At 43.9% G+C, this 16304-nt stretch carries 17 protein-coding genes; 4 read left to right on the top strand and 13 right to left on the bottom strand.

Features of this window, described 5'->3' with window-relative positions:
* Nucleotides 1-23 precede the first annotated feature (23 nt).
* From NFI81_RS18935 to yihA, 5 genes are all read right to left on the bottom strand, one after another.
* Complete coding sequence (locus NFI81_RS18935; protein WP_234616341.1) at nt 24-968, bottom strand: 3-oxoacyl-ACP synthase III family protein; 945 nt, start codon at nt 966-968, stop codon at nt 24-26.
* Nucleotides 969-1112: 144 nt separating this feature from the next.
* Entirely contained in the window at nt 1113-2234 is a 1122-nt protein-coding gene (locus NFI81_RS18930; RefSeq protein ID WP_234616342.1) for a glycosyltransferase, read from the bottom strand.
* Entirely contained in the window at nt 2231-2890 is a 660-nt protein-coding gene (deoC, locus tag NFI81_RS18925) for a deoxyribose-phosphate aldolase (RefSeq protein WP_234616343.1), read from the bottom strand. Before deoC ends, NFI81_RS18930 begins: the two co-directional genes overlap by 4 nt.
* An 81-nt stretch (nt 2891-2971) precedes the next feature.
* A complete protein-coding gene (locus NFI81_RS18920; protein ID WP_234616344.1) occupies nt 2972-3505 on the bottom strand; it encodes a DUF5606 family protein in 534 nt (177 codons plus the stop codon).
* Nucleotides 3506-3612: 107 nt separating this feature from the next.
* The gene (gene yihA / locus NFI81_RS18915; RefSeq protein ID WP_234616345.1) at nt 3613-4221 is read right to left on the bottom strand and encodes a ribosome biogenesis GTP-binding protein YihA/YsxC; all 609 of its coding nucleotides are present in this window, start codon (nt 4219-4221) and stop codon (nt 3613-3615) included.
* A gap of 154 nt (nt 4222-4375) precedes the next feature.
* Here yihA and NFI81_RS18910 point away from each other — a divergent pair, with 154 nt between their 5' ends.
* Nucleotides 4376-4855 (top strand): thioredoxin family protein, encoded by a 480-nt coding sequence (locus tag NFI81_RS18910; RefSeq protein ID WP_234616346.1) that lies wholly within the window; start codon nt 4376-4378, stop codon nt 4853-4855.
* 72 nt (nt 4856-4927) lie between these two features.
* Here the strand turns inward: NFI81_RS18910 and gmd are convergent, their stop codons facing one another.
* Together gmd and NFI81_RS18900 are read right to left on the bottom strand one after the other, a co-directional pair.
* Complete coding sequence (gene gmd, locus NFI81_RS18905) at nt 4928-6040, bottom strand: GDP-mannose 4,6-dehydratase (RefSeq protein ID WP_234616347.1); 1113 nt, start codon at nt 6038-6040, stop codon at nt 4928-4930.
* Between the two features lie 58 nt (nt 6041-6098).
* The gene (locus NFI81_RS18900) at nt 6099-6668 is read right to left on the bottom strand and encodes an SPOR domain-containing protein (protein ID WP_234616348.1); all 570 of its coding nucleotides are present in this window, start codon (nt 6666-6668) and stop codon (nt 6099-6101) included.
* Between the two features lie 112 nt (nt 6669-6780).
* On the opposite strand from NFI81_RS18900, the gene murB reads away from it, so the two are divergent.
* On the top strand, nt 6781-7797 hold the full coding sequence (murB, locus tag NFI81_RS18895; protein WP_234616349.1) for a UDP-N-acetylmuramate dehydrogenase: 1017 nt from the start codon (nt 6781-6783) through the stop codon (nt 7795-7797).
* 3 nt (nt 7798-7800) lie between these two features.
* Here the strand turns inward: murB and NFI81_RS18890 are convergent, their stop codons facing one another.
* From NFI81_RS18890 to NFI81_RS18875, 4 genes are all read right to left on the bottom strand, one after another.
* Nucleotides 7801-9792: a T9SS type A sorting domain-containing protein gene (locus NFI81_RS18890; RefSeq protein WP_234616350.1), complete on the bottom strand. Its 1992-nt coding sequence runs from the start codon at nt 9790-9792 to the stop codon at nt 7801-7803.
* Between the two features lie 121 nt (nt 9793-9913).
* Nucleotides 9914-10624 (bottom strand): glycosyltransferase family 2 protein, encoded by a 711-nt coding sequence (locus NFI81_RS18885; protein WP_234616351.1) that lies wholly within the window; start codon nt 10622-10624, stop codon nt 9914-9916.
* Nucleotides 10625-10680: 56 nt separating this feature from the next.
* Nucleotides 10681-11589 (bottom strand): ROK family protein, encoded by a 909-nt coding sequence (locus NFI81_RS18880; protein WP_234616352.1) that lies wholly within the window; start codon nt 11587-11589, stop codon nt 10681-10683.
* A gap of 73 nt (nt 11590-11662) precedes the next feature.
* Nucleotides 11663-12373 (bottom strand): SDR family oxidoreductase, encoded by a 711-nt coding sequence (locus NFI81_RS18875; RefSeq protein WP_234616353.1) that lies wholly within the window; start codon nt 12371-12373, stop codon nt 11663-11665.
* A gap of 62 nt (nt 12374-12435) precedes the next feature.
* On the opposite strand from NFI81_RS18875, the gene NFI81_RS18870 reads away from it, so the two are divergent.
* Both NFI81_RS18870 and NFI81_RS18865 read left to right on the top strand, forming a co-directional pair.
* On the top strand, nt 12436-13164 hold the full coding sequence (locus tag NFI81_RS18870; protein WP_234616354.1) for an MlaE family ABC transporter permease: 729 nt from the start codon (nt 12436-12438) through the stop codon (nt 13162-13164).
* A gap of 41 nt (nt 13165-13205) precedes the next feature.
* Nucleotides 13206-13952: an ABC transporter ATP-binding protein gene (locus tag NFI81_RS18865; RefSeq protein WP_234616355.1), complete on the top strand. Its 747-nt coding sequence runs from the start codon at nt 13206-13208 to the stop codon at nt 13950-13952.
* 5 nt (nt 13953-13957) lie between these two features.
* On the opposite strand, the gene NFI81_RS18860 is transcribed toward NFI81_RS18865, so the two are convergent.
* Nucleotides 13958-15460 carry a lipopolysaccharide biosynthesis protein gene (locus tag NFI81_RS18860; protein ID WP_234616356.1) on the bottom strand — a complete coding sequence of 501 codons (1503 nt, stop codon included), beginning with the start codon at nt 15458-15460 and terminating at the stop codon, nt 13958-13960.
* Nucleotides 15461-15589: 129 nt separating this feature from the next.
* Complete coding sequence (locus tag NFI81_RS18855; protein ID WP_234616357.1) at nt 15590-16195, bottom strand: TetR/AcrR family transcriptional regulator; 606 nt, start codon at nt 16193-16195, stop codon at nt 15590-15592.
* Nucleotides 16196-16304 lie beyond the last annotated feature (109 nt).

The following is a 16304-nucleotide window of genomic DNA, read 5'->3' as shown; positions in this document are numbered from 1 at the left end:
TTTTGTGTTGATAAATTAAAATATCAGATCGTGATCAGCATGGCTCCGTAAGAGTAACCACCACCGAAAACGGTAATCACAATGTTGTCGCCTTTTTTAAACTTGTCTTTATTTTCCGACAATGCGATCGCACAACCGGCGCAGCCCGTGTTTCCTAAATATTGAATGTTGGAGATCAGTTTTTCGACCGGAATTCCCAGTGTGTTGATGACATTAAGGCTAATGCGGTGGTTGGCCTGATGCGGGATCAGATAATCCAGATCATCAATGGTCAGTCCGCAAGCCTGTAAAACCTGCTGGCTCACTTTGGGCATATACTGGCAGGCATTCTGGAACACATCCCGACCGTAAGGCATGATCACACCGCGGTCATTTGGCCGTAAAACAACTGCTTCAATGGCTTTTCCACTTGTTGCCGCGCCCCCGGTAATGAGGTTTTTGATCTCCATATCAGAATCCGTCTGGCGTTCTTTTGAGATTAATAGTGCCGAAGCGCCATCTCCCCACAAATGGCCTGAAACTGTGTCCATTTCGTTATAATAAGCCGTGTTGTGATCCGATACCACAACTACTGCTTTGGAAGCCTTGCCCAAAGCAAAATAGCCTTCCACAATCTCAATAGCGTTCAGTAATGAAGAACAGGCAGATGAGATGCTGACAACCGGAATATCCGGAATTTGAAGCTGGTGCTGGACTGCATGCGCTAACGTAACAATGGTGTCATAAGGCGTATAAGTAGCACCGATAATGAGGTCAATTTCATTTTTGCTGTAAGGGATGTTTTCAAGTAAGGCCTCAACTGCTTTCATCGCCATGGTGGAAGTATTTTCTTCCGGAGAAGCCTTACGTCTTTCTGAAATTCCTGTGCGTTCTACAATCCACTCATGGGACAGATTGTTAATATTTGTAAAATATTCATTACCAATAACTTCGCTTGGTAAATAATGACTAACTGTATTAATATACATGATTGAGAAGTTGACTTCGCAAGCTACGATTCTTTTTAATTCCGAAAGTTAAATATTTCGTAGAAATCGTAGTACTTAATATTTGAACAATTCAATAATAAGTTTATAAAATTATACTTAAAAGTAAACTTGGCTGAAAAAGTGTTAATTTTTTAGCCAAGTTCGATAAAACGAAAGCAGTGTGCCTTCCTCAGACTTCCAGTTATACGTTTCTTCCACTGATTTCCGGCCACAAACGCCCATTCTAATACGCTCCTCCGGATTTTCAATCAGCCATTGCAGCTTTTCTGACAACAAATCGGCCCTGTAAGGAGATATACAAAAACCACAACCCGATTGTTCAACGACATTCCTGTACAAAGGGAAGTCTGATGTAATAACCGGCAAGTTCAATGACATATATTCAAATAGTTTGGTTGTGTAAGATTCCGGATAATCCGCAACGGGTTTCAAGAGCGCAATCCCTGCAATCGCATTTCGAGCATATCCAAAAATCTTTTTTTGATCCGTGTAACCGTAAAAAGTCAGATTTTCCGCAATCTCATCGTAACCAGGCAGTTTTTCTATTTCGTTTTGAGCAATCCGCAGGCTGCCAAACAAATGCATTTTAAAGTCAGGATAACATTTCTTTAATGTTGCCAAAGCAACTACAATTACATCAAAAGATCGTTCCAGAGAAATAACCCCCATATATACGATCTCCGGACTCATGCCTGTTAATGGTCTGTGTGCTGGATATGTGTCTATAAATGAAGGCAGTGCATAATTGCGGACAATCGCGGCAGGGTGGGCCAGTCTGTCATATTCAATTAAATAAGCATCTTCGGTGAAAATAAGGGCAAAATGCTGCCTGGCGCAATGGTCAAAAAACCAGAAAAGCCTGCGATACAACCAGGCATTATTGTAAGTCTTGATGCTGAATTTCTTAAATAGGTTTTCCTGCACTTCGTAAATCACATTTGCACCCAGCCATTTGCACACAAAAGCAATGGGAATCAGCTCCGGAACGAAAATATGCACCAGGTCCGGCCGGATACGGAGGCATTTATACAAAACTACAATGTGTGAAAAAAGCAATCTGAGAAACAGACTTCGAAACTCGGGAAGCCAGATCATGGTGAACGTTCCGTCTGCAGCGCTCGACTTGGCGTTTGGCAAAGCGCAAAACACATGATATTCCTTTGCCAGCGAAGGTGCGATTTTGTACAAAATCCTGGGATCCGTTGCCGGATGGACGGTGCTAAGCAGCAAGATTCGGCGCTTCACGATGCACTCACCATGGCAACGCCCGCAGAAGTCCCGATGCGCTCGGCGCCCGCTTCAATCATAGCAATGGCTTGTTCTTTCGTCTTTATTCCACCCGACGCTTTTATTTTTACATGCGGTGGAAGTATCGAACGCATTTTGCGAACAATTTCAACATCAGCGCCTTGTGGAGCAAACCCGGTTGAAGTTTTTACAAAATCTGCATTGGCTTCAGCGCAAATTTCGCAAGCCGTGTGAAGGTCAAATGAGTCCATGTAAGCCGTTTCAATGATCACCTTAATCATGGCATTCCGCTCGTGTGCGAGCGTGGCGATCTGGCTGAGTTCTTCCCGAACACTGAGATAAGCCATGGATTTGAACTGTGCAATGTTCATGACCACATCCAGCTCCGTTGCGCCGTTTTCAAGTGCATTATTGGCTTCGAAAATCTTGCTCGCCTTTGTGGAATAACCAAAAGGAAATCCAATAACCGTTGCTATTTCAATCTTAACGGGGCAGAATTCAAGCATTTCCGCCGTATAGGCGACGTAAGTGGGAGCAACACAAACCGCCTTAAACTGATGAATCCAAGCCTCTTCACACAATTTCCGGATGTCGGTTTCACTCGCATTTGCAGTTAGTAAAGTATGATCAATGTAAGCGGAAAGTGACGTCATAGGATCGGGCAGGGCGATAGTTTTAAAAGTAAAAACCCCGTCGTAATGACAGGGTTTAATGCAATGATCTATAAGCAGAGATTATTTTGCGCTTTTCTTATCTTTCTCAGGAGCTTCGGCAATTTCTTCGGCTACCACTTCCGGCGCTTCTTCTGCTTCAACTCCTTCGCCAGCTTCCTCAGGAGCAGCAACGAATAACTCAGGCGTGTATTTTGACAAAAGATTATACCATGTAATGATCTTCTTAATGTCAGACACGTAAACTTTCGACCTGTCGAAATCCGGAAGGATTTTATTCAAAAACTCGATTAATTCCTTGTCTGATGCGGTTTTTGGTTGCAAAGTGACTTCTTCACCATGCTCTTCACGAATTTTAAGGAAAACGTCTGCCAATGGAGCTGATTCTTCTTCACCGTCCGTAAAAATAGAAACGTCTTTCAACACGGAAACACGTGCAGTTGGTCCGATCAACGTTTTTTCGCGCTTTTCATCCAGGCTTTCTACGATGACCCCTGCACGGCTGGGCTTAAGAATACGGAACAATCCGCCTTTTCCTGAAACATTTGCTATTTCTTTCAACAAATCCATTCCTGTTGACTCTACTTTTTCACTCATCCTTTCTTACTAATTAGTTATATCTTAATAATGATTATGTTGAATGCGATGACCAATTCAATTTTGCGCAAAATAACGGAAAGATTGAGCGTTAAACAACCTCCGGTTTACTTTGTCCTTTCAAACGACTGATTATAAGTTTCTATTGCCTCCAGAATCGGCTCGCGCCCCTCGTTTTTTTCTGCTGATGTAATGAACATGGGCGGCACTTCTTCCCACATTTCAGCCAGTTTACTTTTGTAAGCCTCCATCCGGTTTACAGCCTGATTGGGTTTGAGCTTATCGGCTTTTGTGAAAATAATGTGGAAAGGAATGCCGGCTTCGCCCAGGCCTGCCATAAATTCCAGGTCAACAGGCAGCGCGTTGTGCCGAATATCAATAAGTACGAACGTGCAGATCAGGTTTTCTCGGTTGTGCAGATAATCGCCGATCATCTTTTCCCACTTCTCACGCTCTACTTTGCTCACTTTGGCATAACCATAGCCCGGCAAATCGACCAGATACCAGGAGTCGTTGATAAAATAATGGTTAATTAACTGTGTCTTACCGGGTTGCTGTGAAGTTTTGGCAAGCGATTTTTTCCCGGTCAGCATATTGATCAGTGAGGATTTACCAACATTGGAGCGCCCGATGAAAGCATATTCGGGCAAAACGGGATCAGGACATTTCTCATAATCCGAATTGCTCATTACGTATCTTGCTTCCTGAACTTTCATGCTTTTTTGACGTTAATAATAGTGCGAAGTTACTTTTTCTTTTTTACTAACCTCAAATGTCCTGGTGGCAGGATCCATAAAGAGCAATTGGATAAAATAAATGATTAGGGTATTTTCGTTAAGAAGAATTGAAACCATAACTAAATCAATAAAGATGAAAGGTCTTAAAAAACTATCTTTTCTCATTGCAATCCTTACGTTGACATTCGCAACGACCATTGCGGCAACCAAAGCGGACGGGGATAAAAAAGAAATAAAAGCAGAAGAAAAAGGCATTCAATTTACAGAAGCCAAATGGGCGGAGATCCTGAAGAAAGCCAAAGCCGAAAACAAGATCATATTTTTCGACGCTTATACCACCTGGTGCGGGCCTTGTAAAATGATGCAAAAAAATGTCTTCACACGTGACGATGTTGCAGCTGTTTTTAACAAAGATTTTATCAATGTAAAGTATGATATGGAAAGCGGCGAAGGTTTGAAGCTAGCCGGAAAATATCCATTGGAAGCCTATCCGACCTTGTTTTTTATCGACGCGAAAGGCAAAGTGGTGAAGCAGGTGATTGGATACCAAACACCTGAGAAATTGATTGATCTTGCAAAATCTGTTCAAAAGAAATCTCCTAAGGCGATCTAACTGAACAATCAATATAAAAAGAAACACCCCGGAGGATTTCCTTCGGGGTGTTTCTTTTTAGGATAAATAATGTTATTCGTAATAGTTTGGAACGCGGTGTCCGCTGCTTTCCAGGAGTCTGTCTTTCTTAAAGAGCAATACATCGGCGGTAACCATATCATTAACCAATGCTTTCAGATCGTATTTAGGTTTCCAGCCTAGTTTTGTCATGGATTTGGTAGGATCACCAATTAAAAGCTCAACCTCGGTAGGACGGAAATATCTCGGATCAACTGCAACTACTTCTTTACCAATTTCCACCTGGAAATCAGGGTTATTGCATTTCGCCACTTTCGCGATCTCTTCGGCACCTTCGCCGCTGAAATCAACCTCAATGCCCACTTCCGCAAATGCCATTCTCACGAAATCACGGATACGCGTTGTAATGCCGGTTGCGATCACGAAATCTTCCGCCACTTCCTGCTGAAGAATCAGCCACATAGCTTCAACGAAGTCTTTTGCGTGTCCCCAGTCGCGTTGTGCGTCCAGATTTCCTAAGTAAACTTTATCCTGTAATCCCAAAGCGATCCGTGCAACTGCGCGGGTGATCTTACGGGTTACGAATGTTTCCCCTCTTAATGGTGACTCGTGGTTGAAAAGGATACCATTTACAGCAAACATATCGTATGCTTCACGGTAATTAACTGTGATCCAGTAACCGTAAAGTTTGGCAACCGCGTATGGTGAGCGGGGATAGAACGGCGTGGTTTCCGACTGTGGAACCTGTTGCACCAAACCGTAAAGCTCAGATGTTGAAGCTTGATAGATTTTCGTTTTTTTGGTCAAACCCAAAAGGCGAACTGCTTCCAGGATACGCAATGTTCCGATTCCGTCGACATTGGCAGTATATTCTGGTTCCTCAAAGCTCACCTGAACGTGAGACATGGCACCCAGATTGTAAATTTCGTCAGGCTGTACTTCCTGAATGATGCGAATAATGTTGGTAGAATCACTCAAATCGCCATAATGCAGTTTGAACCTCACATTTTTTTCATGTGGGTCCTCATAAATATGGTCAATACGCTGCGTATTGAATAATGAGCTGCGACGCTTTATACCATGCACTTCGTACCCTTTGCTTAAAAGGAGTTCAGCCAGATAAGCACCATCCTGCCCGGTAATCCCGGTAATTAAGGCTATTTTCATTAGTATGTATATGTGGATAAATAATATCCGGGTTAAAAAGTTAGAAACATTTCAAATCCTAGTTGCTTTCGGCAGTAGGGTTAACCAGCAGGCTCCGCTTTATATCCACTCGATCTGCCAGGATGACCGCCGAAGAATACCGCTCACGAATGAGTTCCAGATATTGTTCTGCGTCAGTGCGATACATGAAATCGCCCACTTTTACGCGGTATGTGGGCTGTGTGTAGGAGACGTAAGGATTCAGGTCCGGAAACGCCTGGTAGACGTAACTTTTCGCATCATCTGCTTCCTGCCTTACATTACCCACATAAATCTGTATCCGAAAACCATTGGCATAACGAATTGATTTATTGTGTTTGGCCAACGTGTCCAGCACCGTTTCTAGTCGCTTGTTGACATATAACGGCTTATCCACATTGCCTTTTGGCGCTGTACTTGTTTTAGGTGTGCTTACCGGGGCAGCTCTTTCGGTAACCGTCGGTTCAACATAATCAAAACGGGGCCTCACCGAAGACAGATCTTCCTTGTATTCCGAATTGGAAGAGCTTACAACAGACTTTTTGCTGCAACCTGAAAGGAGGATAATGAAAAGATGAAGAGCCCATAAAAAATTCTTTTTCAGCATCATATCCTTAGCCTTTATCACTTAGCCTGCAAACTTAATCAAAAATGGATGAATCACCATAACATGCTATTTTGAATGTAATAGCTAACTTTACAAGGATTTATTTACCGGTTCAATGCAAATTCAATCTAACTTTTCGCTTCGTAATTTCAATACATTCGGACTCGAATCCACCGCTTCTTTTTTCGCCGAAGTCCGTTCGGTCGAAGAACTGACTGAAATTTTACGCGACCCCGTATGGAAGCAAACGCCTAAATTTATTCTCGGTGGCGGAAGTAATGTTCTTTTTACCCAGAATGTCAATGCATTGGTGATCCATCCTGCGATGAAGGGGGTAGATAAAATAAAGGAAGATGAAGATCATATCTGGCTGAAAGTGGGCGCGGGCGAGAGCTGGCACGGTTTCGTGATGCATTGTGTTGAGCACAACTATGGCGGGGTCGAAAACCTGTCGCTGATTCCTGGCACGGTAGGGGCGGCACCCATGCAAAATATCGGTGCTTATGGTGTTGAAATCAAAGATGTTGTGGAAGCTGTCGAAACCGTATCCATCGACGAAGGTCAAAAAAGAATCTTTTCCAATAAAGAATGTGAGTTTGGCTATCGCGAAAGTATATTTAAAAAAGCCCTGAAAAATCAGTTTGTGGTGACTGGAGTTACTTTTGTTTTGAATAAAAAACCCGTCATTAATGTCGGCTACGGCGATGTGCAGAAGACATTGGCAGAAATGAATGTGTCAAATCCTACAATAGCAGATGTAAGCCAGGCCATCATCACGATCCGCCGCAGCAAATTACCTGATCCCGCCCAGATTGGAAATGCAGGAAGCTTTTTTAAAAACCCCGAAATTGCATCAGACCAATATAATAACCTCAAAAAACTCTACCCCGAAATGCCGGGTTACACGGTAAGCGAAACCATGGTGAAAGTGCCGGCTGGCTGGCTGATTGAACAGGCTGGCTGGAAAGGTTATCGACAGGGCTCCATTGGCGTGCATCAAAAACAGGCGCTTGTGCTTGTCAATTATGGCGGGGGCAATGGGAACGAAATCCGTGAGCTGGCGGGCACCATTCAGGATTCGGTTGAAACAAAATACGGCATACGCTTATCGCCGGAAGTGAATTTTATATAATTATCAACGCACCAGTACAATCTTTCTTGTGCTGATTTTATTGCCATGATGAACCCGGAGAATGTACTGACCGCTGCCAAGGTCGTTCACATTGAATGTTGCCCAATCCTTGTTTTCGTAACCCGCGTCCTTAACCTTCTTGCCATTCATTGTGAATAATTCTACCAGATGGATACCGGATGTGGTAGAGACAATATTGATGAAGTCGGTGACGGGATTAGGATACACATTGATGCTTAATTCCTGAATGTCCTCACCCAATATGATTTCGATGTCCTCACTTTGCTTGGTGATCGTCGTAGACGCGAACTTCGATTCGGACTGGTCGGAGTAACCTCTGATCCGATAAATATAGGCAACGCCTTTTTTCGCGGATGGATCTGTATATTCAAGCTGATTTGCAGGGAAGTGCAGAATTTCGTGTGCACCAAGCGTATCACTGGTTTCGAATCTTTCCAACATATATCCGGTTGCATCAGGCAATTTGTTCCAGTTCAGGACCACTTGTTTTTCTTGTTCGGCGGAGGCGAGCGTTAGAGTGCCCAGATTTGTATACGGGAAAATTTTGTTGTGATGGAAAGCAAAGGCACGCAATCCTTTTGTATTCTTCAAAAAAGGGCCGATGTAAACCCAGGCTGCATTCAGCAATCCCGCATAGTGGTATTTGGAAGGCAAATACTTGATTGTAGAATCATTGCCCGGCTCTTTTAGTTTTACAATGATCTTATTGGCCTCTGCTCTGCCTGACGCCAGTTTTTTCCACTCCGCATTCAGATAAAAATAGTCTTTCATGGAGAAAACGGAAGATGGTTCCAGGCTTCCCTCAATGTTCACAGCGATTGTGTCCTTGGGATAAACCATTTGCTGATAATCTTCAAAAACCATTGTTATTTCATCCTTTTCAGGTGTTGAAAAAAATGCTTTTTGTAAGCTGGGAGATGAAATTTTTTCCTTTTGGCCATAATGATTATATCCTGCCAAATCCGCCAAATCGCGGCCAAGTTGCAGATAACCTGCTAACCCATAGTGAAATCCGTTCCATCCTTCGGCTCCCAAAGCCGCATAGGGCTGAATAATGGGATATTTCCGATCTAATGTTCTTTGTTGTTCGCGCAAAAGGCCGATTCGGTCATCATAAGGGCCGCCGCCGAAAAGGGGAAGCTGGAAAACGTAAATCTTTTTGACCATCGGATAATCTTCCTTCCACATTTGCACCAGTTTATCAAACCGTGGCGCCCAGGTTAACGGATCATTGGAGGAGGCCTCTGTTTCGCCTTGCCAGTAAAAAATGGCTTTCAATGACGGCAATAATCCGGTTTCTCTGGCGGCGCTGAGCAAATGTCCGTAAAAGCTTGATTTGTCGGTAAGGTCAATCAGGGATGCGCCTGCTGCGGAGCCGTTGAGGATGCAAGTTGGGATCTGGTATCTTTCAGCGATCACTCTCTGAAATTCTATTCCAAATATCCCGACGCGCTGGCCAATGGCATTGGACAAACCCCACGCAGCTGCGCCACCCGACGATCCGTAAGTCCGGGCAAATTCATTTCGATATGCATAGTCAACCTCCCAGGCCACCGCATTGGATTGACCGTAAATAAGATAGAAATCACCGGCAACAACGTTGTCCCTTCTTGCGATCAGTGTGGAATCGGAGCCGGATTTACATGCATAAATTTCAAAAGCATATTCGGCCAGCTCAGCCTTAATCTTGAATGTGAAGTTAAAAGGAGCCTGTGAGCCGTTGTATTGAAGCGCTTTTCGTTGGTACCCGTTCCTTTCCTTGTTCCTATACTTGACAACAGAAAAGTAAGCATAACCCTGAACCTGGACCCGGCCTAAAAATTCAATATCCGCCTGATTGGTACTATCCCTCGCAAACAATTGCATGTCGGCGGGCACTTTATCGAGAATTGCTATGCCGGATTGTTGCGCATAAACTTTAAAAACAGAGGAACCGATAAATGTTAAAAAAACCAGTAGTATAAATTTTTTCATGCAATAAAGGGGGTGCTAATGAAGAATATGTGCTTTATCATGAAGATAAAGCCTTAACCATAAATACGAAGAAAGAGGGAAAATGGATTACATTAACTATTCCCAGGCACGTTTGAGCTTTTTAGCGGCCCAAACCATAGCGCACAATGCAATAAAGCGCGCGAAAACCGTCTTTCCAGTTAATCTTTTTACCTTCTTCGTAAGTCCGGCCGTAGTAGGAAACGCCCACTTCGTAAATGCGGATTTTGGGGATTTTTGAAATTTTGGCAGTCACTTCGGGTTCGAAACCGAAGCGGTTTTCTTTGAGATGCAGGCCTTTGAGCAGATCAGCCCGGAAGAGTTTGTAACAGGTTTCCATATCTGTCAAATTAAGATTGGTGCACATGTTACTCAGGAAAGTCAGGAATTTGTTACCGATCGTGTGCCAGAAAAAGAGGATCCGGTGCGGACGTCCGCCCATGAACCTGGATCCATAAACTACGTCGGCATAACCGTTGATAACCGGTTTTAGCAGAATATTAAATTCCTCAGGGTCGTATTCCAGGTCGGCATCCTGGACGATAATGTAGTCGCCGCTTGCTTTACGGATGCCCGTATGTAACGCGGCTCCTTTTCCCTGATTATACTCGTGGCGAAAGTAACTTATTTCTAACGAGGGGTTTTCAGCTATAAAGTTCTTGGCGACGCTCTCGGTGTTATCCGCTGAACAATCATTTACAATCACAATTTCCTTTTGAAAATCACCAATCAATTCGACGGATTTGAGCTTCTCGAGCACTTTCCAAATCGTTTTTTCTTCATTGTACGCGGGAACAATTACTGATAACTTCATCAGGTAAAAATTGTGGAGGATATAAAGGACCGTTCAGCGAGTAAGGTAAATTCTATTTAATCAAAACATAAAGAAGCCGCGCCAAGCAGACCTGCGTCATTGGCTAATGTGGCTCTCTTAATGGTAATTGTTTTCAGGTAATATGGTGTCAGCCAATATTCAAAACGCTCATTAATAGCGGGTAAAATGTATTCAAACGAAGCAGAAATCCCGCCGCCGATCAGGATCGTGGTAATGTCCAGAATCCGGATCATGGAAACCAGTCCTTCACCCAGCAGATAGCCCATTTCCTGAAACACCTGCATGGCCAGCTCATCGCCTTTCGATGCCGCCGCTACAAGGCCTGTTGTTGATATTGTTCCGTCAGATGGCAGCTGCGTTTGTCCTGTATAATTGGTACGCATGGTGATGGCAAGATCCAGAAGCTCTTTTTTACCAATGTTCCTTTCCAAAACTTTGCCGTTTTTAGAAGGCACGTGGCCAGGCTCCATCGCGTTTCCGCCGCCGCCTTTGAAAACTTTCTTATCAATGATCGCCGCGCCGCCGATACCGGTGCCCAGTGTTACAAAAATATAGTCTTCGGGCAGTTTGTCTTCACCAAAATAATATTCGCCTAATGCTGCTGCATTTGCGTCATTTTCGAGGTAAAAATCGTGCTCGGGAAACCTTAGTTTTAAATCAGGAACAATCGCAATTCCGTCAATTTCAGGAATGGCCGTGATCTCGATCAATGTAGTTCTGTCACGGGTGGTGAGCCCCGGAACGCCAATTCCTACTCTTTTAACCTCGGGATATTCAACAAGCTGGAGCGCTATCGCATCACCCAAACGTTCGATAAAATGCCCTGAACTGCGCCAGCTGGCGGTATCGTGACTGTAAAAATTTGAAATTCTGCCATCCGTAGCGTCAACGATCCCCATTTTTACGTTAGTACCGCCCACGTCTATACCGAGGTATTGTTCCATGAAATGAAATATGGGTTTAATAAATAATTTTAAAAATGCGGCAATTTAGTAAAATTGCGCTATTGTACACCACTCAATCTAAATCTCCGAGCTGCGGCCTGATCAATATCTCTTCCATCACTGCCCTTGGAGATAATGTATATGCGGCCCAGATGGTGTCCGCAATATCTTTGGAATCCATAAACCGGTCTTCGGGCAGATCTGTGCCTTTCCAGCTGTCTGTAAATGTTGCTCCGGGTAGCACAGCAGTCACTTTGACATTGTGCGGCTTCATTTCTTCCCGCAAGACTTTGGTCATTCCGTACAACGCAAATTTAGAAATGCAATAAGAACCGCCATTCGGATAGGCCATAATGCTGGCTGTGGAGCACATAGTGAAAATATGCCCTTTGCGTTTTTCAATCATTCCGGGAATAATGGCCCGAGTAAGATGATAGGCGCTGTAAAGATTGGTCTCCATTGTTTTTTCCAAAGTGCCTTCCGTTTCATTGTGGATCTGGCCCGGAATAAATACGCCGGTGTTGTTAATAAGGACCTCTGCAAATGCGTTTTTTGAAATGATAAAATCTATAAATGTGTCAAGATCCGCTCGTAGCGAAAGATCGGCGACCTGATAATATAGCTTTGCCTGGGTAAACCGGTTGCTCAATTCCTTTTCCAGCGCTTCAAGATCATCAGCATTTCTTGCACAAGTGATTACATCGAAACCTTCACTCAAAAATCTTTCGATGCATGCCTTTCCGATCCCTTTCGTCCCTCCGGTAACAACCGCTAATGGATTCATTTTTCTGATTGCTTCTTTTTTTGCCTAATTTTCCCGAAAATATTGAATACAATTAAGATATCATGTCTGTAATCGGGAAATACTTCATTTTTTTAGGAACGCTATTCGGAAAGGGTGAAAAACTATCGGTGTACTGGCGGCGGCTTATGGAGGAATGTGTGGGAATCGGGGTGAGCTCTATATTCATTGTGGCCATCGTTTCTACATTCATAGGGGCGGTTTCCTGCATCCAAACGGCCTACAACCTAGTCAGCCCGATCATTCCCATTTCAACGGTGGCGCTTATCGTCCGGGATATGGAGATCCTGGAACTTGCGCCTACCATTACTTGCATTGTGCTTGCCGGAAAAGTCGGTTCCAACATTGCCAGTGAGCTGGGAACCATGCGCATTACCGAGCAAATCGACGCCCTGGAAGTAATGGGGATCAATTCGTCTTCTTATCTCGTGCTTCCTAAAGTCGTGGCAGCAATGCTGACTTTCCCTATGCTGGTCATTTTTTCTGCGTTTCTCGGGATTATGGGTGGCTATCTGGCGGGGACATTAACCGGCGTGATCACCGAACGGGATTATTTATACGGAATCCGGGATTCATTTGTGCCTTACAACATTTTCTTTATGTGTGTAAAACCATTTGTTTTTGGCTTCCTGATTGCAACAATATCTTCGTTTAAGGGATTTTTTACCGAAGGCGGTGCGTTGGAAGTGGGTAGGTCGAGCACGGAAGCAGTAACCAACAGCTGTATCTCCATTTTGGTTGCCGATTATCTTTTAGCTCAGCTTTTATTGTAAAAGCACATTTAGCCATGAATTAAGAATAACTGAATCAGCAAATGATTGACGTAACTGATATATCCAAAGCATTTAATGGTAAGGAAGTTTTAAAAGGCATTAGTGCATCATTTAAAAAAGGAGAAACCAATCTGATCATCGGCGGCAGCGGAACCGGGAAAAGTGTTTTGCTCAAATGCATGATCGGCCTTGTGAAGCCGGATAAAGGCAATGTGCTCTATAATGGCCGCGATTTTTACAATTGTGATAAAGAAACGCAGCAATCGATCCGGCGCGAAATGGGCGTTCTGTTTCAGGGAGGAGCGCTTTTTGATTCCAAAACCGTTGAAGAAAATGTGCGGTTTCCGCTGGATATGCTTACGGATCAATCCGTTCAGGAAAAGCAGGAGCGCGTTGCATTCTGTTTGCAACGTGTAGGACTGGAAGCGGCTGCTAAAAGAATGCCTTCCGAAATTAGCGGCGGGATGAAAAAGCGCGTGGGGATCGCCAGGGCCATTGTCATGAACCCGATGTATCTTTTTTGCGACGAACCCAACTCCGGGCTGGACCCGCTGACTTCCGTAAAAATCGATGAATTGATCAAAGAAATCACCGAAGAATATCAGATCACAACGATCATTATCACCCACGATATGAATTCCGTGATGGAAATCGGGCAGAACATTATGTTCCTTTACCAGGGAGATAAACTTTGGGAAGGAGTTAATTCTGAGATCATTAGAACGGATGTTCCCGAATTAAAGGAATTTTTGTTTTCCAATAAGCTGCTCCGTGAAATGGAAAAATAGGCTTCCTAACGCCTGTTTAAAAAAGGAATGTTCTTTCGTTCAATAAAGAAGACAACCACCGCAAATATCGCCAGTACGAGCATATGCACGGGGACTGCAATGTACAGGTCAGGGATCTTGACAAATGTTGAAGCCGTGATTACCAGCCCGCCAATGCCAATGTAGCCCACGGCAGAAAGTACATTATAAGGAACAGGATAATATTTTTGACCAAAATAATAACATAATGCGACCATGATAAAGGACGAGGTCGCAAATGCGATGGCGAAACCCATATAGCCAATTTGCGGCACCAGAATAAAACTCGTGGCAATGGTGATCGCAGCGCCCATTAATGTAAGCCAGGTTCCGTATTCTGTCTTGTCGGTAAGTTTAAACCACGTCGCCAGATTATAATAAACGCCCAGGAACAGATAACCAGCCAGCAGCCAAGGCACAACGGGCAACCCTTCATGATAGATTTTTTGTTTCAAAAACAATGCTGCCAGCAAGTCGAGATTCAGGCATATGCCCACCCACATGAGCACGCAGATAATGATGAAGTATTTGGTCACGTTAGCAAACACCGGCGGCGCATTCTTGTCTTCACCCTTTGAAAAGAAAAACGGCTCCGCAGCATATTTAAATGACTGGATCGCCAGATTCATAAAGATCGACAACTTGTAACATTGCACATAGATCCCGATCGCCTGCTTGGAAGTTCGTCCAGGATAAAAATTCTCGGGTAACAGGAATTGAATAAATGCCCTGTCAAACAACATATTCAGCACACCGCCCGCATTCATGATCATGATCGGGTAAGCATAAATCCATACGGGGCGGAACAATGTTTTGTTGAATACGAATCTAAAATCGGCAAACTCCTTCCTTAACATCCAGAAAAACAGCAGATTGGCAACCAGGTTGGCCATGACGATGTAGTCGGGGGCACGCAATGGATCGTAAATTGCGTCAATGGCCGGTTGGAAAGAAAGCAGATATTTTCCAGCATGAATGTCCCTGCAAACGACGAGGAAAAACAAGTTTAAAAAGATATTGATCGCAATGTTGGCAACACGCACAACAACAAACTTCTTCCCTTTCCCTTCCAGCCGCAAACGTGCAAAAGGGATCGCCACGATGCCGTCAATCGCCATAATCACAGCGAACATTCGCACAAGCGAAACGCTTTCCGGGTATTTAATAAACTCCGCGGCAGGGCCGGCAAAGATGAACAGCAGGCCCGAGAAAAATACGCTGATAATGATTACAGCGCTGAGGATCAGGTCATAATAAGCCTTCCGGTCCGTTTCTTGTCGTGCGAACCGGAAAAAGGCCGTCTCCATTCCGAATGTGTAAAGCACCATTCCGAGGCCCGCGTAAGCATAAAGCTGGCCCTGGGCGGCAATTTGTTCCGGTTCAAAAAGTTTGGTGTGTAATGCAACCAGCAGGTAATTCAGAAATCGGCCCAGCATCGTGCTGATGCCGTAAATAGCGGTTTCACTGGCTAATTTTTTTAAGACGCTCATTGCATGTTAACCTGCGGCAAGTATTTGCAGGGAGCACAAATATAGAACAAGGAGTGAACAATATTTCAAATGAAATAGCTGCACACTCCCTGGAAACATGTAAAAGTACCTCAATAATTTTTTAGCAGGTTAATTGCGGATGTCGGTAATAATGTGTTCAATCACTTTTGCAATGCGTTGCCAGCCTTCATCGGAACGCAGATCAACGTCGATCATTTTTTCACGGTAATCTGTGGAAATGGTCATAAAGTAAATACCAGCCGAAAGAAACGACACGAGCGCGCTGGTATCACTGTAATTGGGCAGGTTGCCGATTTTGTCCAGAATACGCGTGGCAACCTGATTCCGCGCATCTGATAACATTGATTTGCCGGTGCCGATCTCCCAGCGTAAAAGGTCTCGGGTGGCCTTCCGTTCCCTTAGGTCATTCATAAAAGTGTGCATCAGGCTGGTAAGCGCTTTGCTGCGTTCTTCGGGTGCCAGGGATGGAATGTTGTCAATGTATTCGGTTCCGGTAGTGGAAGTGTACTCACCGGATTTTACATATTGTTCCATCAATCCGTCGACACTTTCAAAATATCGGTAAATCAAAACCTTGTTGACGCCCGCCGTTCGTGCAATTAAATTTACGCCTACTTTTTCTGTTCCATGTTGTTCGATTACTTCGCCTACTGCTTTGAGGATTTTACTTTTTGTCCGCTCTCGGTCGCGCTTTTTAATTTTCTCAATTTTCATGTTGGGTGCCATTTAGGTTAAAACATAGTAAATTTAATATTTCATATGGAAATATTATACCCGCAAAACATTATAAGTCACCATTTTTTAAAATTTGTTACTTAATGGC

Source organism: Dyadobacter fanqingshengii, from assembly GCF_023822005.2.
GTDB classification, from domain to species: domain Bacteria; phylum Bacteroidota; class Bacteroidia; order Cytophagales; family Spirosomataceae; genus Dyadobacter; species Dyadobacter fanqingshengii.
This window is presented reverse-complemented; position numbering and strand designations above follow the sequence as displayed.